Genomic DNA, 16,388 nt, shown 5'->3' on the forward strand with positions numbered 1-16,388 from the left:
AATGAGGAGAAAACCCTGTGCTACGGACGCGTGCTGCTGTTGCGGTTGCTGCTGGTCAGCCGCTTGAGATCATGGAGGTGAACCTTGAGGGTCCGCGGGCGGGCGAGGTTCTGGTGGAGATCAAGGCGACGGGGCTGTGCCACACGGATGAATTCACGCGCTCGGGCGATGATCCCGAAGGCATCTTTCCGGCGATTCTGGGCCATGAGGGCGCGGGCGTTGTGATCGAGGTCGGTGAAGGCGTCACCAGCCTGGAGGTGGGCGACCATGTGATCCCGCTCTACACGCCCGAATGCCGCGAATGCGAATATTGCCTGAACCCCAAGACCAACCTCTGCCAGAAGGTGCGCGCCACGCAAGGGGCGGGCCTGCTGCCCGATGGGTCGACGCGGTTTTCGATGCTGGATGGCACGCCGATCCACCACTACATGGGCTGCTCGACCTTCGCCAATCACACGGTGGTCCCTGAAATAGCGCTCGCAAAGGTCCGAAAAGACGCACCTTTCGACAAGATCTGCTACATCGGTTGTGGTGTGACCACGGGCATCGGTGCTGTGATCAACACCGCGAAGGTCGAGATCGGCTCGCGCTGCGTGGTCTTTGGGCTGGGCGGCATCGGTCTGAACGTGATCCAGGGACTGCGCATGGCGGGCTGTGACCAGATCGTGGGGGTCGATCTGAACGACGACAAGGCCACCATGGGACAACAGTTCGGGATGACCGATTTTGTCAATCCGTCGAAGGTGGATGGGGATATCGTGGCCCATCTGGTTGAGATTACGAAGGGTGGGGCGGATTACACATTCGACGCCACGGGCAATGTGAACGTGATGCGGACCGCTTTGGAATGCGCCCACAAGGGCTGGGGGGAGAGCATCATCATCGGGGTGGCGCCCGCGGGGGCGGAGATCGCGACGCGGCCCTTCCAGCTGGTCACGGGCCGGGTCTGGCGTGGCACGGCCTTTGGTGGCGCGAAGGGGCGCACGGATGTGCCGAAGATCGTGGACTGGTACATGGACGGCAAGATCGAGATCGACCCGATGATCACCCACAAGCTCACCCTCGACGAGATCAACCACGGGTTCGACCTCATGCACCAAGGCAAATCCATTAGAGCCGTCGTGGAGTTCTAGGGGGACGCAGCATGGACGGCTTTGACCTTGGCACCTATGCCCGCGCGGTGACGACCAGTTCGGAGGCCGCGCAGGCCCAGGTCAACGCTGGGATGGTCTGGCTCTTCGGGTACAACCACGAGGCCGCGGCGCGCTGTTTCCAGAAGGCGATTGACGCGGATCCCGCGTGCGGGTTCGCATATTGGGGCGTGGCCTACGCGGTCGGCCCCAACTACAATAAGCCGTGGGAATTCTTCACCGCAGAGGAGCGCGTCGCGACATTGCAAGAGGCCCACGAGATGTTGGCCGAGGCACAGCGTGTCAAACACAGGCTCTCGCCGGTTGAGGCCGCGTTGATCGAGGCGCTTTGTGAGCGCTTTCCCGACGATCCGGAGATTGAGGACTTCGCGCCATGGAACGACGCTTTTTCCGAGGCCATGCGCCGTGTCTATGCCGCGCACCCGCGTGATCTTGATGTGATCTGCCTTTTTGCTGAGGCCCTGATGAATCGTACGCCGTGGCTGTTGTGGGACTTGCCCAGCGGTGAGCCGCGCGAAGGCGCGTCAACGCTTGAGGCGCAGGCTGCGTTGGAGACGGCCTTCAACACCCTGCCGGGCGCCTGGGATCACCCCGGTCTTCTGCACATGTACATTCACCTGATGGAGATGTCGCCTTTTCCAGAAAAGGCCCTGCGTCATGGGGACCGGCTGGTCGATCTCGTACCTGATTCCGGGCATTTGGTGCATATGGCGACACATATTGATGTGCTGTGTGGTGAATATCAGAATGTCGTGGCCCGCAATGCGCGTGCAGCAGAGGTGGATCGCAAGTACGAAGCCTTGATGGGCGCCAAGAATTTTTACACCGTCTACCGCATTCACAACGTGCATTTCGAAGCCTATGGGGCGATGTTTCTGGGGCAACCCGAACGCGCGTTGGCGGCCTCTGACCGATTGATCGAAATGCTGCCCGATCCGGTTGTGCGCTACATGCCGGATTTGTTTGAAAGCTTCTGGGGCAAGAAAATTCACGTCATGGTCCGCTTTGGGATGTGGCAGCAGATTATCGACATGGCGCTTCCCGACGACGCGGAGCTCTATAGTTACACAACGGCGGCCATGCGCCAGGCTCGGGTCATTGCGTTTGCCAATCTCGGTCAGATCGATGCGGCGAAGGTGGAGCGTAAGCTGGCTGATCAAGCGCTGACCACCGTGCAAGAAACACGTATGGTTTTCAACAACTTCGGGTTCGATGTTCTTGCAGTGGGTGAGGCGATGATGGAGGGTGAACTTGCCTTTAAATCGGGCGATCCCGAAGCGGGTATCGCGCATCTGCGCCGCTCCGTGACGCTGGATGATGCGTTGCTCTACGACGAGCCCTGGGGGTGGATGCAGCCTACGCGCCACGCGCTGGGGGCATTATTGATGGAACTGCGGCAGTTTGACGAGGCCGAAGCGGTTTACCGCGCAGACCTCGGGCTGGATGAAACGCTGGCCCGCGCCTGCCAGCACCCGCGTAACGTCTGGTCTTTGCACGGCTTGCACGAATGCCTCATGCAGCGCGGCGCGTTGATAGAGGCTCGGCACATCAAACTTCAACTCGACCCGGCTCTGGCTCGCGCGACTGTTCCCATCCGCGCGTCCTGCTTTTGCCGGGGTACGAACGCCGCCGCTTGAGCTGCTTTGCGACTAGCAAATAGCCGATCCCAACAACAAGATTGCCCACAGCTGAAACTTGGCTGAAGTGATGATTTGCGATGAGACGAAGCGCTTTTCCACAGGCGCGACCGTTGTTCGCCAATCGCGCTGACGGCAACCGTCATATGCCAGCCTCCAAGCTGACGCGACGCCGTCATTGCTGCAGATAGCGGCGCAGGTTAAGATAAGAGCACCCCGAAAGGCGCGTCAGATGAAGCTCATAGTGAATGGCACCGAACATACTGTCAACGTGGCGGAGGACATGCCGTTGCTTTGGGTTCTGCGGGATACGCTTGGCATAACGGATGTAAAATATGGCTGCGGGATCGCGCAATGCGGTGCGTGCACTGTGCATGTGGATGGCATTGCGGTTCGGTCATGCCAATTGGCGGTTGCGGATGTCGACGGAGATGTCACGACCATCCAGGGTCTGGGTGCGCCCGGCGCGTTGCATGCAGTGCAGGCCGCATGGATCGAGCATCAGGTGGCGCAGTGCGGCTACTGTCAGTCCGGTCAAATCATGCAGGCGGCCTCTTTTCTGGATCTTGTGCCGGACCCTACCGACGAGGATATCGATGCGGCGATGAGCGGTAATCTGTGTCGATGCGGAACCTATCCGCGCATTCGATCGGCAATCAAAACAGCGGCATCTTCGCTGAAGAGCGAATGAAGTATTTTCTAATATTTTTCATATCTTTCACGGCTCCTTCTCATGTGAAAGGTGAAGTGAATGCCAGCCATGGAGAAGGCCTGGCCGCCTGGGATCGTATCTACGAGGTTGTTTCCCATCCACGCTGCGCAAACTGTCACGTCGGGCCTAGCGATCGCCCCATGTGGTCCGGCCCGAGCTATGGAGATCCGCGACCGCATGGCATGATGATCCGCGCGGGGGAAAGCCGCATTGGCGCGGAAACGATCCCCTGTCGCACCTGCCATGTGACCAATGAGACCGGCGGACAGGATACCCCGCACGCGGCACCGCAGGTTGCCGATGCGTGGCGACTGGCCCCGGTGGAAGCTGACTGGTTTGGACGCTCCAGTGACTTTATCTGTGCTCAGCTGCGCGATCCGGACCGTAACGGCGGGCGCACCATCGTAGAGCTTGCCGCGCATCTGGATCACGACGTGATCTTGCATTGGGCCTGGGAACCCGGCGGCACCCGGGAATCTGCCCCCTATGATCTCGAAAGCCATATCGCGGATCTGCGCCTCTGGGGCGCAGCCGGTCAGCCCTGCGCCTTTGACTGATCTCAGGCGCGGACCAATCCCAGCCCGGAGATTTCGCGTAAAGCGGTGATCACCTCGTCCAGCCCCTCCCGGTGCCGCAGCGCGGTGAACACAAAGGGGCGTCCGGCCCGCATCTGTGTCGCGTCCCGCTTCATCACTTCGAGAGAGGCACCGACATGGGGCGCGAGATCCGTCTTGTTGATAATCAAGATATCCGAGCGCGTGATGGCTGGCCCCCCTTTGCGCGGTATCTCTTCACCCGCCGCCACATCGATCACGTAGAGCGTCACGTCGGCAAGTTCCGGCGAAAACGTCGCGCTGAGATTATCGCCGCCGCTTTCGATCAGAATGGCCTCGATGTCAGGATGGCGGGTCTGCATTTCCGCAACGGCAGCCAGGTTGATCGAGGCGTCCTCGCGGATGGCTGTATGTGGACAGCCACCGGTTTCCACGCCGATGATGCGGTCTTGTGGCAAGACCTGCATCCGCATGAGCGCATCCGCATCTTCCTGCGTATAGATGTCGTTGGTGATCACCCCGATGGAGTGCTGCGGGCTGAGCGCGCGCGCAAGGCACGCCGTCAGCGTCGTTTTCCCGGCACCGACGGGGCCGCCAATCCCGATGCGCAGCGGTCCATTCAGATCTGTCATGTGCGAAATACCTTTGAATAGAGAGTTTCATGCTGCATCGACGCGATATCGGCGGCAAAACAGTTGGCGGACAGGCGCGACAAGGGGGTTTGCGTGGCTTGCTCCACCGTCTCACGGATCAGAGCGGCAAGGCTTGCGAGCAGGGACTGACCCTCGGTCTGCCCAAGGGGCACCAGCCGCACAGCCGCGGAAATCAGATTGGCAGTAAATGCCTGCAGATAGAGGTGCGCGGTCAGATCCAGCGCAAAACCTTTGGCTGATGCGGCGCGTCCAACGGCCACAGGGTAGGTCAGCGCGCCCAGGCCGGTACCCCACACCTCATCCACCGTGCGTGCAAAAGCCCCGCCTTGCTGGTCCGTTTCCATCAGGCGACCTGCACTTGCAGAAAAGGCGCGCGCGGTCGCGTCGATGTCGGCAACGTCGTTCTCGGTCGCGTGGTAGGCCGCCGAGAGGATCACCACATCGGCCTGCCCGCTGCCAAAGGCGATGATGTCGCGCAACCATTCCTCCAGACTGTCCCTGTCGTCGATCTCGCCATGGGCGATGGCCGTCTCCAGTCCATGCGAATAGGCGAAGGCTCCCACCGGAAAGCCAGGCGACATCCATTGCGTCAATGTCAGAACGGCATCAGTGGTCATGGGCGTGACCGTGCTCAGGGCCATGTTGTGCACCGTGATCATGCCCGTGGGTGCGGCCGTGCCCGTAGGCGCCACCCTCAGGGGTGAAGGGTTCCACGACCTCGTGCACATGGGCACCCAAGGTTTTCAGCATCTGCGCCATGACATGGTCGCGTTGGATCAACAGGCGGTCTGCCTCGATCTGGCAGGGGGTGTGGCGGTTGCCAATGTGCCACGCGATGCGGTGCAGATCCTCGCCCTTGATTTCAAGCAGCGGTTCGGCAGCCGCCCGAATGCCGATACGGACACCATCGTTTGTTTCCAGGGCATCCCCATGTGCAAGCGACGTGGTTTTGGGAAGATCCACCAGAACCTGCGCGCCCTTGTCGGTCGTCAGCACCTTGCGGCGCAGAAAGCGGGCGTCGTAGTCCAGCGTAACGTGGTCATCAGCGTCGTGTGTATGAATGAGGTGTTGGGCTGTCAGCATCGAGGTATGTCCCAAGGGCGGTCCCCGGCCGCGGGTGGGGGCAAAGCCCCCGCCCATGGGGGGCGGTCGGGGGCTGCCCGGCGTGCCGCCGGGCGAGGTGTTGCTTCTGAACTAGGCCGTTCCGTTCAATCTGTTATCCTTTTCGATCTCCGCTTCAGCTCGTTTGATAAGGGCTTCGCAGATAATCACGCATTCCTGGAAATCGGGGTAAGACGTAGTACCACCCAGCCTTGGATAGCGTAAAGCGTGCCACCAATTCTCAACCTTCTTGCCAAATTCCAGCTTTGTCATCTTGGACTGCCCCAATGCTCCTAATACTCTAAGTGTCGTCATCAGCCCCACAGGTCGCTTGTCTATCGCTTCAATCTCAATCTGCATCGATGCCTTCGCAACTTCAGAGTCAAGCCCCTCCCATTTGCGTTTGAGGGCTTGGCGGCGGAGCGCCCGCACGTTGCGATATGCCTCCCTCGCGCAGCTTCGTTGTCGACCTTGGCCGACGAGGCGGATCAATTCGACAACGTCGTGTGTGCGTCCGGGGTTTTGAGCGCGCGCTAGAATACATGCCTTTGAAGCGAGTTCAGTTGCATGTAGCAGTAGGAAAAACATCGGATTGCGGTTTGTCCACTTCAACGGGTCTTCCGAAACACCAAGCGCCTCCGTATGAAGAATTTTTGCACTCGCGAGGTACGCTCTAGCCTCCCGCAAATGGAGTGTCGCCTCAGTCTGTTTCCTCAAAACATAAAGTACCGCTGCGCCATCGGCAGGACCTCCGCCGGTTGACAGGTCAGCAATTCACCATCGGCGCGCACCTCATAGGTCTCCGGGTTCACCTCGATCTGCGGCAAGGCATCGTTCAGGACGAGGTCACGCTTACCAATGCCCCGGGTTTTCTCAACCGCCACCGTTTCCTTGCGCAGCCCTAGCTGGCCGCGCAGTCCTGCCGCCTGTGCCGCTGCACTCACGAAGGTCACCGCAGAGTGCTCGACCGAGCGGCCAAAGCTGCCGAACATGGGCCGGGTGTAAACGGGCTGTGGCGTGGGGATCGAGGCATTGGGGTCACCCATCTGTGCGCAGACAATGGTGCCCGCCATCAGCACGATCTCGGGCTTCACACCGAAGAACGCGGTGTTCCACAACACGAGATCCGCGCGCTTGCCTTCTTCGATGGAGCCGATCTCGTGGCTGATCCCGTGCGCAATCGCCGGGTTGACCGTGTATTTCGCGATGTAGCGGCGCACGCGCATGTTGTCGTTCTCGCCGGTCTCTTCCGCAAGCCGCCCACGCTGCTTTTTCATCTTGTCCGCTGTCTGCCAGGTGCGGATCAGCACCTCGCCCACGCGTCCCATTGCCTGGCTGTCCGAGGCGATGATCGAAAAAGCGCCCATGTCGTGCAGGATATCCTCTGCGGCGATGGTCTCGCGCCGGATGCGGCTTTCGGCAAAGGCCACATCCTCGGGGATCGACTTGTCGAGGTGGTGACAGACCATAAGCATGTCCAGATGCTCCTCCAGCGTGTTCACGGTGAAAGGCCGCGTCGGGTTGGTGGAGGAGGGGATCACATTCGCGTCGCCGCAAATCTTGATAATGTCCGGTGCATGCCCGCCGCCCGCGCCTTCGGTGTGAAAGGCATGGATTGTCCGGCCTTTCAGAGCCGCCACGGTGTTCTCCACAAAACCGCTCTCGTTCAGCGTATCGGTATGGATCATCACCTGCACGTCCATGTCGTCGGCGACAGAGAGACAGCAGTCGATGGCACCGGGCGTTGTGCCCCAATCCTCATGCAGTTTGAGCGCGCAAGCCCCGCCTTCGACCATCTCAACCAGCGCCTCGGGCTGGCTCGCATTGCCCTTACCCGACACACCGATGTTCATAGCAAAGTGATCCACGCTCTGCAGCATCCGCCCTATGTGCCACGGCCCGGGCGTGCAGGTGGTGGCCAGCGTGCCGTGCGCAGGCCCGGTGCCGCCGCCCAGCATGGTGGTTACGCCGGAATGCAGCGCGTCGTCGATCTGTTGCGGACAGATGAAATGGATGTGGCTGTCGAACCCGCCTGCCGTCAGGATTTTACCTTCCCCCGCAATGGCTTCGGTGCCGGGGCCCACAATGATATCCACGCCTGGCTGCGTATCGGGGTTGCCCGCCTTGCCGATCTTGTGAATTCGCCCGTCTTTCAGCCCCACGTCCGCCTTGTAGATACCAGTGTGATCCACAATCAACGCATTGGTAATCACCGTATCGACAGCACCGCCTGCGCGTGTGACCTGAGACTGTCCCATGCCATCGCGGATCACCTTACCGCCGCCGAATTTGACCTCCTCGCCATAGATCGTGTGGTCGCGCTCCACCTCTATGATCAGGTCGGTGTCGGCCAGCCGCACCTTGTCGCCCGTAGTCGGGCCGAACATCGCAGCGTAGGAGGAGCGGGAAATTGTGGCTGGCATGGGTGTCGTCCTGGTCAGTTGGTCATTGCAAAAAGGCGAAGGTCATCGGTGCGGTGGCGCGTAAGCCGTTCGAGACAGATGAGAAACAGCTGGCTGGCCATAGTGCCGCCCCGTGCAATGGTGGCCTCGGCACTGCAGGCCTGATCGCGAAAGGTGATCCAACTGCGTTGCGCGTCGCGCAGGATGTCTTCGCTCGGCGGCGCACCGCTCAGATCTGACGCATCCCGCGTTCGGGCCACAGCGATGGCCTGCGCCCAGACGGCATTCAATTCCTTGTCCGCCACATCTGCCGCGAGACCTGCACAGCCCGTCATCTCCACTTGCGTCACCGGATCCTCGCAATTGAGATTCTGTGCTTGCACGGCCGAGCACAGGCCCAGCAGGGCGAGGCCCAAGGCGCAGTGCAACCCGGCACGCAAGGGGGAGAAGACGGAAGGCATGATTACACCATCGCAAAGATGCGGGCAGGCCCGCCTGTGCCGCCCACGTGGTTCGGCGCCCCCACAACCAGCGTTGCCCCTGCGGCTGGCACTTGGTCGAGACCGGCAAGGTTCTCGATCCCGTAGCGTCCGGTGGGCAGCCACGCGTAGTGGGTGGCGAAATCCGGCGACGGGCCGTGGTCGAGCGAGAGCGTATCCACGGCCATGGCCGCTGCTGTCGTTTGCTCCAACAACATCTGAGTTGCCTCGACATGGAAGCCGGGGAAGTGTTTCACACCCTCGTCGTCATTGCCGACATACTCCGGCCCATCCGTCTTCGCCGCCCAGCCCGAATGCATCGCCACACAGGCCCGGTCAGGAATGTCGCCATGCTCGGAAATCCAAGCGGTCAGATCATCCGGCGTCACCTGCGCATCCGGGTTCTCGGCGGCCCGCTCGGCAATATCGATCACGCAGAGCGGCACCACAAGGTTGCCCACCGGGATTTCATCCACCGAGGCCCCATCCGCCGAGAAATGCAGCGGTGCGTCGATGTGAGTCGCGGTATGCTCATTGATGCTCAGGTTCATGAGGTTGAAGCCGTGTTCGGCGAAGTTGAACAGCTGCTCCATCGAGATGCCGGGCACCCCGAAGAAGGTCGGAAACTCCGGGCTGAGCTTGTGGGTCATGTCGATGATCCCACCATGCCCTGCCGCCAATGCAGCAGGCGCTGCCGCCATGGCGCCGACAGTCGCTGCAGCTCCCACAGCGGCAGATGTCTTGAAGAACTCGCGCCGCGACAGCATCCGATCCTTCACCGCATTGATCACACAGATATCACACATGGCTTTTTTCCTCCCAAAGTCAGACAATCACAGATCGCCCATAACCTGTTGATTGAACCCAAAGACCCGCCGCGCCCCAAGCAGCGGGATCAACTGCACCTCGCGCCGCTGTCCCGGCTCAAACCGCACGGCGGTTCCGGCAGCAATGTCCAACCGGCGGCCGCGCGCAGCCTCCCTGTCAAACTCCAGTGCCGGATTGCTTTCGGCAAAATGGTAGTGGCTGCCCACCTGCACAGGTCGGTCGCCAGTGTTGGCCACCATCAGCGTGATCGCCTCCGCACCCGCGTTCAGAACGATCTCACCGCTTGCAGTTATGACTTCCCCTGGGATCATATGCGCATCCTCTGCTTCATTGTTCCAAAAATATGCCTCTGCTACCGGATCGGATTATGCACGGTCACCAGTTTTGTCCCATCCGGAAACGTCGCTTCGACCTGCACGTCGTGGATCATCTCGGGCACGCCCTCCATACACTGGTCACGCGAGATCACCTCGGCTCCCGCCTGCATCATATCCGCAACGGAACGCCCATCGCGTGCCCCTTCGACCACCGCATCGGTGATCAGCGCAATGGCTTCAGGGTGATTGAGCTTCACCCCACGGTCCAGCCTTCTGCGCGCCACCTCGGCAGCCATGGCCACCAGCAGTTTGTCTTTTTCACGGGGAGTGAGCTGCATGGGTCAAAGCCTCCAATTCGCAGGTAGTTTGTGGTGCGTCAGTTGCTCCAGCACCGGGATCAGGCGTTGCCGCAATTCGAAACCGTCAGATGCCAGCAGCCGTGCCACCAGCAACCCGTTCGCCAGAAGGCTCGCGCCGCCGGTCGCGCCGAAGGTCTCACGTACCATGGGAAGCAGCCCTTCCGCCTCCGGCGCGACGAGAACGAGGTTGGCCATTGCGCGCGCGCCGCCGCCGATGGCCGAGCGGTCAAGGGCTGCGACGGCGTCTCCGTCAAATGTGACACCATCGCGGTAGATCAGGCTGCCTGCCTGGCGGATGCTGACGCGATCCCGGAACAGAATACTGCGGGGCTCCTCACCCATGGCCTGCCGACCAAAAAGCACCGACTCCACCATCAGAAATCGCCCCTGATCGGACAATGTAACCTCCAACCGACGTGACAGGGCGCAGGCGTCGTAAAGAATGGTCTCCTGCGGCAGCCAGTGCATCCGGGCGTCGCCTTCGACGGTCAGGCGCGTCCGGACCCGGCCAACCTGGCCCGCCTGCGCGCGATAGGCGCGCTCTGCTGCCTGGGTGGTAAGCGTCAGCCTGGAGCCTGCTTGCGCTGTCGCCGCAACTTCAAATCGGTCCCCACCTGTGATGCCGCCAGCGGTGTTGATCAACGTGGTTTCCAGCAGATCATTGTTGCGCGGGAACAGCAGCTTCAACGCCCCCGATTGCCGCAACCCATCAATACAGGAACGCCCGTCGCGCAGTTTGCTCGACACCATCGCCGACCCGATCGCACGGGGTTGGTCCAGCAAGGTTGCGGGCTGCATCAACAAGTCAAACGGCCTTCGGTTGGTGATTTCTCCGGGCAGCAATCTCACATGGGTCCGGGCCAGTTGCCAGAGTTGGCCCGCTGCTTGGCGCATTTGCAGGCGGCAGTGCCTCTTTTTTGTGCAGATGCTGGCAGGGATGGGCGTGCAAGGCCTTCTGTTGCCAGTGCCGGGCTAGTCGCCCGTGATCAGACCGGGGGTCTTGGGCCCCTGATCCAGCCGCCAGATGTGGTCTGCCATGGCACGCGGAAAGGCCTGCGTGACCAGCGGATCATGCCCCGGCACGATCAAGGTTTTTTGAGAAGCCAGGGCCTCCAGCCTGTCGAAACCGTCCAGCATGTTCTGCAAATCGACCACAATGGGGAAGGGTTTGCGGGCAAAGATGTTCTCATAGTAATGCGCGGCATCCGAGGCCAGCACCAGCCACCCCGCCGCGGTGCGCACGCGTACTGCCTGAAGCCCACGGCTGTGCCCGCCGATGCAATGTACCGTGACCCCTTCGGCAATTTCGGCGTCCCCGTCGTGAAAGACCAGCTGACCGGCGTAGAGCCGTTTGACCGCCTCACAGATATGACCGGCGGTGAAGGGCATGCGCAGCGTGTCATGACACATGCAGGGGCCCGTGGCATAGGCCATTTCTGCCGCCTGCATATGCAGTGTCGCGTTGGGGAAAAGATGCAGGCCACCTGCGTGATCATAGTGCAGATGCGTGACGATCACCGATGTGATGTCCTCGGGTGTCAAGCCCAGGGGCGCCAACGAGGCGGCAGGGTCCATGCGAATGGGGCGGTCGCGCAGACGGGCTTCGTCCGTATCATAGCCGGTGTCGACCAGAATAACCTCCGTCCCCCGGCGCAACACCCACATAAAGTAGTCCATTGGGTGGGGCGCATCGTGGTTGTCATCAAAGATGAAACTGTCGCGCCGGGTCCGCGCATTGCGGTCGGCGTATTTTACGGCAAAGACCTCCCAGGCGCTCATTGGCTCACCTTCGCATAGGTTTTCACGGATTTCGCGGCAATCATGTCGGTGACGGCAGCGTCGAAGGATTTGAAGTGTTCGGAGGCCAGATGCGCCTCGAACGCGGCGGCATCTTTATAAAGCTCATAGAGGAACACCTCTTCGGGCCGTGCCGGGTCTGTTGCGACATCGAACTGGTGACACCCAGGTTCCTCCGCCAGAGAGGTCGCGGCGTTGCGCGTCATGAGAGGCAGGAAATCTGCCACGTGGTTCGGTTTGATCTGAAATGTGACAACAACCGCGAACATGTCCATCCTTGCAACTACTCTATTTGTCAACTACGCATGCATTAATGCATACATTAATGTGACAACCTTTGTCATTATCCAAATATCGACCGGCATGTGACCGCCAGCAAACTGTAAGGGGCGCAAGAATAAATGAAAGAGAGTTTCGACATCGCGGTTTTTCGCGGCGATGGCATCGGGCCGGAGATCACCGATCCGACGCTGGAGATTTTGAGCGCCCTCGCGTCGCAGGGCGGCTACACACTATCGTTCAAGGACTGTCCTGCCGGGGCGGCGCATTACGCGCAAACCGGCCAATCGCTGCCGGAGGCCTCGATGCAGGCGGCCCGCGCCGCGGATGCCATTCTGCTCTCTGCTATGGGGCTTCCGTCTGTACGTTACCCGGATGGCACCGAGATTTCGCCACAGATCGACCTGCGCAAGGCTCTGAACCTGTTCGCCGGGGTGCGCCCGGTACGGATCTTTCCGGGCCAGAAAACGCCGCTGAACATGCCGGCGGGGAAAGAGGTTGATTTTGTCCTGATCCGGGAAAGCACCGAAGGGTTGTTTCACACGCAGGGGCGGGGCGAGGTGACGCCGGATGAGGCGCGCGAGACGCTGCTGATCACCCGGAAAACCTCGGAGCTGCTGTTCAAATTCGCCTTCAGTCTCGCGCGCGAACGCAAGGAAGCCGGGCGCGGTCCGGGGCGGGTGACCTGTGTCGACAAGGCGAATGTATTCCGTGCCTTTGCCTTTTTCCGCGCGTTGTTTGATGCTGAGGCGGCAAACCATCCCGATCTGGCCAGCGATCACGCTTATGTCGATGCGATGGCGCTGTGGTTTGTGCAAAAGCCGTGGGAGTTCGACGTGTTGGTCACCGAAAACATGTTTGGGGATATCCTGTCCGATCTCGGCGCGGGCCTGATGGGCGGTCTGGGCGTGGCGCCTTCTGCGGATATCGGGCTGGACCATGCCGTGTTCCAGCCTTGCCACGGCTCGGCGCCGGATATTGCAGGGCAGGGGGTGGCCAACCCGCTGGCGATGATCCTGTCGGCGGCGATGATGCTGGAATGGCTGGGGTTGCGTCACGACCACCCTGCGATGGTTGCCGATGGTGCGCGGCTGCGGGCTGCAACGGAGGGCGTCATCGCCGACGGCAGCGTGTTGACCGGTGATCTTGGCGGGCGGGCGACAACCGCCGAGGCGGCCGGGGCGGTGACAGCAGCGCTTGGGGACGCGTAATGGCGGCGGCTCTCAAAGTTGCCTGTCTCGGCGCGGGATACTTCAGCCAGTTCCACTATGGCGCCTGGGCGCGGATTCCTGACGTTACTTGTGTCGGTGCGGCAGACCGTGACATCGAGGCCGCGCGGGCAACTGGGTTTCCCGCTTTCAACCGTTTGAAACCGATGCTGGCCGCCACCAACCCTGACATTCTCGACATCATCCTGCCGCCGGTGGCCCATCGCGCAGCCATTCTGACCGCGCTGGATGCCGGGGTGAAAACCATCATCTGCCAGAAGCCCTTTTGCCGTGACCTGAAAGAGGCTGAGGGGGTGAGTTTGCTGGCCGAACAGGCGGGCGCCCGTCTGATTGTTCACGAAAACTTCCGGTTTATGCCGTGGTACCGTGCGATCAGGAAAGAGATTTCCGCAGGGCGAATCGGGACGCCCCTGCAGGCGCAATTTCGTCTGCGGCCCGGTGACGGGCAGGGACCCGACGCCTATCTGGACCGTCAGCCCTATTTCCAGCAGATGCCGCAGTTTCTGGTGCATGAGACCGGCGTGCATTGGATCGACACCTTTCGTTTTCTGTTTGGCAACCCAAGTGCCGTCTATGCCGATCTGCGCCAGATCAACCCGGTCATCCAGGGCGAAGACGCAGGCTTTGTGATCTTTGACCACCCGGAGGGCGTGCGGACCCTCTTTGATGGCAACCGCCATTGCGACCATGCGGCGGATAACCAGCGGCGCACGATGGGCGAGGCCTTTTTCGAAGGAACGGCGGGTGTGCTGACCCTGATGGGGGATGGTCGCGTCGACTTTCGGGCACATGGTCACCTCGAGGTCGAGCCGGTTCTCCCGCCCGACACCTGGGAGGGTTTTGGCGGGGACTGCGTCTACCACCTGCAAAACCATGTGGTGCGCGCGGTGCTCGATGGGGACGCGCTGGAGAACGAGGCCCACGACTATCTGCAGGTCATAAGGATCAAGGATGCGGTCTACAGATCCGCTGAGACGGGGCAGAAGATTGCACTCCCCTGACCGGGCGTGCCGGTTAAGATCCGAGGCTGTCGCGGATCTGGTCGATCTCGCGGATCACGCTGAATGCCGTTGCCATCGATGTCTTTGCGTTCCCCGATGATGCGGCGTTGTCAATCTGCATGGCAAAACGACCCACGGGGCTGTCCACCTCATAGGCGTGGGCATTGCCCGGTGCTGCGGGGTCGGCGATCAATTCAACCCTGGTTGCTTCAAAACCGGCCCCGGCCAAGGCCAGCGTGGCCGCGACATTGGCGTTTTTCGGATAGGTCTGCGCTGCCTCCCGCGCGGAGCCCGAGAAAAACACGCATGGCTCCGTCAAGGCGGCGAGGTTACAGCAATCCTCTGCCGGGGTGCCGCGCCAGGCATCGGGTGGTTTGGTGCCGCGATAGGTTACTGTCACCTCTCCGGCCAGCGTCAGCGCGCTCAGAAGGTCTATGCCGCCAATGGCGCCCGGTGGCAGGATCACGCGGGACCGTCCCGATTGGGTTGCCCGTTGCAGAGTGTCGAACAAAGCCTCATCCGCCAACGCGCCGGTGGAGACAATCACCATGTCGAGGCCAGCCGACAGAACGGCTGCGCCGAACGCCGCGACGGCGGTCTGCCCCGCGCATTCCACCACCAGATCAGGGGCGGCCTCGATGAGTGTCGTGATGTCATCGGTGATCGTCACCGAAGCCCCCGCCTGCGCGAGCGCTTCATCCTTGAGCGCTGTTGTCAGGGACGTAGAGCGTACCAGCACGGTGAGACGCGCAACCGGTTTGGTCCCGAGCCATTCGAGGACCGCCTGCGCAATATTGCCATACCCGATAATCGCAAGATGCATGCTATCCCCTCCCCGGATGTGGGCACGAGCCCCCGAACCTAGACGAGGCCGGGCGCTGCGTCGATCTGCATTTGCCGGAATGGCCATTTTCTTGGCGCGGGATATGCCTCATAGTGGCCCGACGGGCGGCGCACGGTCCGGGACGAGGGAGTTGGAAACATGTCGCAAAAGGTAGCTGTCATCGGTCTGGGCTCCATGGGGTACGGGATCGCGCAATCAGCACTGCGGGCCGGGCTTGATACCCTGGGCTGCGATGTGAACCCCGCCCGCTGCGATGCCTTTGTCGCGGAAGGGGGCAACCCAGGGGATCTGGCCGCCGTGGCCGGTGATCTGGATGCGGTGATTGTCGTGGTTCTGAACGCACAGCAGACCGAAGATGTCCTCTTTGGGGCGGATGGGATCGTGCCGAAGCTCAGGTCCGGTGCGGTGGTCCTGTCCTGCGCCACGGTCCCGCCCGAAGTGGCGCGCGATCTGGCGGCGCGGGCGGCCGCGCATCAGGTCCACTATCTTGATGCGCCGATCTCAGGGGGCGCTGGCAAGGCGGCGTCCGGGCAGTTGAGTGTTATGGCGGGGGGCAGCGCGGAGGCCTTTGCCGCCGCAGCACCGGTGCTGGAAGCCATTGCAGAAACCGTGTTCGAACTGGGTGACGTGGGCGCCGGGTCCGCCATGAAAGCGGTCAACCAGCTGCTGGCAGGCGTTCATATCGCCACGATGGCCGAAGCGCTGACCTTTGGCATGACCCAGGGCGTGCCGCCGGAGAAATTCGTTGAAGTCATCAGCAAATGTGCAGGCACCAGTTGGATGCTGGAAAACCGCGCGCCGCATATCGTTGCGGGGGATTACACGCCGCACAGCGCCGTCAACATTTGGCTGAAAGACCTCGGGATCGTGCTGGACATTGCCAAGGGCGACAACTTCAGCGCGCCGCTGACCGCCGCCGCCCTGCAGCAGTTTGTTGCCGCCGCCGGGCAAGGGTTGGGCGGCGAAGACGACGCCGCAGTGGCCAAGGTCTATGCCCGCAACGCCGGTCTGACACTGCCGGGCGACGCGGCGGAATGAACCTACC

The 16,388-nt window shown here is 61.5% G+C and carries 20 protein-coding genes and 1 pseudogene; 7 read left to right on the top strand and 14 right to left on the bottom strand.

What is annotated here, in order from left to right; genetic code table 11:
- Positions 1-17 precede the first annotated feature (17 nt).
- The 4 genes from ISX84_RS00595 to ISX84_RS00610 all read left to right on the top strand — a co-directional run bounded on the left by ISX84_RS00595 (position 18) and on the right by ISX84_RS00610 (position 4,057).
- Positions 18-1,133 (top strand): S-(hydroxymethyl)glutathione dehydrogenase/class III alcohol dehydrogenase, encoded by a 1,116-nt coding sequence (locus ISX84_RS00595; protein WP_195818383.1) that lies wholly within the window; start codon positions 18-20, stop codon positions 1,131-1,133.
- 11 nt (positions 1,134-1,144) lie between these two features.
- Positions 1,145-2,788 carry a hypothetical protein gene (locus ISX84_RS00600; protein WP_195818384.1) on the top strand — a complete coding sequence of 548 codons (1,644 nt, stop codon included), beginning with the start codon at positions 1,145-1,147 and terminating at the stop codon, positions 2,786-2,788.
- 232 nt (positions 2,789-3,020) lie between these two features.
- Complete coding sequence (locus ISX84_RS00605; protein ID WP_195818385.1) at positions 3,021-3,479, top strand: (2Fe-2S)-binding protein; 459 nt, start codon at positions 3,021-3,023, stop codon at positions 3,477-3,479.
- A gap of 161 nt (positions 3,480-3,640) precedes the next feature.
- Entirely contained in the window at positions 3,641-4,057 is a 417-nt protein-coding gene (locus ISX84_RS00610) for a hypothetical protein (RefSeq protein WP_195818386.1), read from the top strand.
- Between the two features lie 2 nt (positions 4,058-4,059).
- Here the strand turns inward: ISX84_RS00610 and ureG are convergent, their stop codons facing one another.
- The 13 genes and pseudogenes from ureG to ISX84_RS00670 all read right to left on the bottom strand — a co-directional run bounded on the left by ureG (position 4,060) and on the right by ISX84_RS00670 (position 12,259).
- The gene (gene ureG / locus ISX84_RS00615; RefSeq protein ID WP_195818387.1) at positions 4,060-4,686 is read right to left on the bottom strand and encodes an urease accessory protein UreG; all 627 of its coding nucleotides are present in this window, start codon (positions 4,684-4,686) and stop codon (positions 4,060-4,062) included.
- Entirely contained in the window at positions 4,683-5,348 is a 666-nt protein-coding gene (locus tag ISX84_RS00620) for an urease accessory protein UreF (RefSeq protein ID WP_229884028.1), read from the bottom strand. Before ISX84_RS00620 ends, ureG begins: the two co-directional genes overlap by 4 nt.
- On the bottom strand, positions 5,314-5,790 hold the full coding sequence (gene ureE / locus ISX84_RS00625; protein WP_195818388.1) for an urease accessory protein UreE: 477 nt from the start codon (positions 5,788-5,790) through the stop codon (positions 5,314-5,316). Before ureE ends, ISX84_RS00620 begins: the two co-directional genes overlap by 35 nt.
- A 111-nt stretch (positions 5,791-5,901) precedes the next feature.
- The gene (locus ISX84_RS23085) at positions 5,902-6,168 is read right to left on the bottom strand and encodes a hypothetical protein (RefSeq protein WP_229884029.1); all 267 of its coding nucleotides are present in this window, start codon (positions 6,166-6,168) and stop codon (positions 5,902-5,904) included.
- A gap of 69 nt (positions 6,169-6,237) precedes the next feature.
- Positions 6,238-6,396, bottom strand: a pseudogene (locus ISX84_RS23520) (HEPN domain-containing protein); the annotation flags it as partial.
- A 125-nt stretch (positions 6,397-6,521) separates the two neighbouring features.
- On the bottom strand, positions 6,522-8,231 hold the full coding sequence (ureC, locus tag ISX84_RS00635) for an urease subunit alpha (RefSeq protein WP_195818390.1): 1,710 nt from the start codon (positions 8,229-8,231) through the stop codon (positions 6,522-6,524).
- Between the two features lie 14 nt (positions 8,232-8,245).
- On the bottom strand, positions 8,246-8,671 hold the full coding sequence (locus tag ISX84_RS00640; protein WP_195818391.1) for a lysozyme inhibitor LprI family protein: 426 nt from the start codon (positions 8,669-8,671) through the stop codon (positions 8,246-8,248).
- A gap of 2 nt (positions 8,672-8,673) precedes the next feature.
- A complete protein-coding gene (locus tag ISX84_RS00645; protein ID WP_195818392.1) occupies positions 8,674-9,495 on the bottom strand; it encodes a cyclase family protein in 822 nt (273 codons plus the stop codon).
- A 27-nt stretch (positions 9,496-9,522) separates the two neighbouring features.
- Positions 9,523-9,828 (bottom strand): urease subunit beta, encoded by a 306-nt coding sequence (locus ISX84_RS00650; protein WP_195818393.1) that lies wholly within the window; start codon positions 9,826-9,828, stop codon positions 9,523-9,525.
- Positions 9,829-9,869: 41 nt separating this feature from the next.
- On the bottom strand, positions 9,870-10,172 hold the full coding sequence (locus tag ISX84_RS00655; protein WP_195818394.1) for an urease subunit gamma: 303 nt from the start codon (positions 10,170-10,172) through the stop codon (positions 9,870-9,872).
- 3 nt (positions 10,173-10,175) lie between these two features.
- Positions 10,176-10,991, bottom strand: coding sequence for an urease accessory protein UreD (locus ISX84_RS00660; RefSeq protein WP_195818395.1), 816 nt, complete (start codon positions 10,989-10,991; stop codon positions 10,176-10,178).
- Positions 10,992-11,165: 174 nt separating this feature from the next.
- A complete protein-coding gene (locus ISX84_RS00665) occupies positions 11,166-11,972 on the bottom strand; it encodes an N-acyl homoserine lactonase family protein (protein ID WP_195818396.1) in 807 nt (268 codons plus the stop codon).
- The gene (locus ISX84_RS00670) at positions 11,969-12,259 is read right to left on the bottom strand and encodes a putative quinol monooxygenase (protein ID WP_195818397.1); all 291 of its coding nucleotides are present in this window, start codon (positions 12,257-12,259) and stop codon (positions 11,969-11,971) included. Before ISX84_RS00670 ends, ISX84_RS00665 begins: the two co-directional genes overlap by 4 nt.
- 132 nt (positions 12,260-12,391) lie before the next feature.
- Between ISX84_RS00670 and ISX84_RS00675 the strand changes: the two genes are divergently transcribed.
- Both ISX84_RS00675 and ISX84_RS00680 read left to right on the top strand, forming a co-directional pair.
- Positions 12,392-13,480, top strand: a complete 1,089-nt coding sequence (locus tag ISX84_RS00675) for an isocitrate/isopropylmalate dehydrogenase family protein (protein WP_195818398.1) — start codon at positions 12,392-12,394, stop codon at positions 13,478-13,480.
- Complete coding sequence (locus ISX84_RS00680) at positions 13,480-14,499, top strand: Gfo/Idh/MocA family protein (protein ID WP_195818399.1); 1,020 nt, start codon at positions 13,480-13,482, stop codon at positions 14,497-14,499. The genes ISX84_RS00675 and ISX84_RS00680 overlap by 1 nt, the downstream gene beginning before the upstream one ends.
- Positions 14,500-14,512: 13 nt before the next feature.
- Here ISX84_RS00680 and ISX84_RS00685 read toward each other — a convergent pair whose 3' ends face one another.
- Entirely contained in the window at positions 14,513-15,322 is an 810-nt protein-coding gene (locus ISX84_RS00685) for an aspartate dehydrogenase (RefSeq protein ID WP_195818400.1), read from the bottom strand.
- A 159-nt stretch (positions 15,323-15,481) separates the two neighbouring features.
- Here ISX84_RS00685 and ltnD point away from each other — a divergent pair, with 159 nt between their 5' ends.
- Positions 15,482-16,381 carry an L-threonate dehydrogenase gene (gene ltnD / locus ISX84_RS00690; protein WP_195818401.1) on the top strand — a complete coding sequence of 300 codons (900 nt, stop codon included), beginning with the start codon at positions 15,482-15,484 and terminating at the stop codon, positions 16,379-16,381.
- The last annotated feature ends 7 nt before the right edge of the window (positions 16,382-16,388 follow it).

Origin of the sequence: Roseobacter sp. MH60115 (assembly GCF_015644665.1) — a bacterium.
Taxonomy (GTDB): Bacteria; Pseudomonadota; Alphaproteobacteria; order Rhodobacterales; family Rhodobacteraceae; genus Roseobacter.

Bases quoted from the DNA above. Each gene is read 5' to 3' on its own strand.
- ISX84_RS00600 (WP_195818384.1), top strand. From the start codon at position 1,145: ATGGACGGCTTTGACCTTGGCACCTATGCCCGCGCGGTGACGACCAGT.
- ISX84_RS00605 (WP_195818385.1), top strand. From the start codon at position 3,021: ATGAAGCTCATAGTGAATGGCACCGAACATACTGTCAACGTGGCGGAG.
- ISX84_RS00685 (WP_195818400.1), bottom strand. From the start codon at position 15,322: ATGCATCTTGCGATTATCGGGTATGGCAATATTGCGCAGGCGGTCCTC.
- ureC (WP_195818390.1), bottom strand. From the start codon at position 8,231: ATGCCAGCCACAATTTCCCGCTCCTCCTACGCTGCGATGTTCGGCCCG.
- ISX84_RS00665 (WP_195818396.1), bottom strand. From the start codon at position 11,972: ATGAGCGCCTGGGAGGTCTTTGCCGTAAAATACGCCGACCGCAATGCG.
- ISX84_RS00680 (WP_195818399.1), top strand. From the start codon at position 13,480: ATGGCGGCGGCTCTCAAAGTTGCCTGTCTCGGCGCGGGATACTTCAGC.
- ISX84_RS00675 (WP_195818398.1), top strand. From the start codon at position 12,392: ATGAAAGAGAGTTTCGACATCGCGGTTTTTCGCGGCGATGGCATCGGG.
- ISX84_RS00655 (WP_195818394.1), bottom strand. From the start codon at position 10,172: ATGCAGCTCACTCCCCGTGAAAAAGACAAACTGCTGGTGGCCATGGCT.
- ISX84_RS00620 (WP_229884028.1), bottom strand. From the start codon at position 5,348: ATGGCCCTGAGCACGGTCACGCCCATGACCACTGATGCCGTTCTGACA.
- ISX84_RS00650 (WP_195818393.1), bottom strand. From the start codon at position 9,828: ATGATCCCAGGGGAAGTCATAACTGCAAGCGGTGAGATCGTTCTGAAC.
- ISX84_RS00640 (WP_195818391.1), bottom strand. From the start codon at position 8,671: ATGCCTTCCGTCTTCTCCCCCTTGCGTGCCGGGTTGCACTGCGCCTTG.
- ISX84_RS00610 (WP_195818386.1), top strand. From the start codon at position 3,641: ATGTGGTCCGGCCCGAGCTATGGAGATCCGCGACCGCATGGCATGATG.
- ISX84_RS23085 (WP_229884029.1), bottom strand. From the start codon at position 6,168: ATGCAGATTGAGATTGAAGCGATAGACAAGCGACCTGTGGGGCTGATG.
- ISX84_RS00660 (WP_195818395.1), bottom strand. From the start codon at position 10,991: ATGCAGCCCGCAACCTTGCTGGACCAACCCCGTGCGATCGGGTCGGCG.
- ureE (WP_195818388.1), bottom strand. From the start codon at position 5,790: ATGCTGACAGCCCAACACCTCATTCATACACACGACGCTGATGACCAC.
- ISX84_RS00670 (WP_195818397.1), bottom strand. From the start codon at position 12,259: ATGTTCGCGGTTGTTGTCACATTTCAGATCAAACCGAACCACGTGGCA.
- ltnD (WP_195818401.1), top strand. From the start codon at position 15,482: ATGTCGCAAAAGGTAGCTGTCATCGGTCTGGGCTCCATGGGGTACGGG.
- ureG (WP_195818387.1), bottom strand. From the start codon at position 4,686: ATGACAGATCTGAATGGACCGCTGCGCATCGGGATTGGCGGCCCCGTC.
- ISX84_RS00645 (WP_195818392.1), bottom strand. From the start codon at position 9,495: ATGTGTGATATCTGTGTGATCAATGCGGTGAAGGATCGGATGCTGTCG.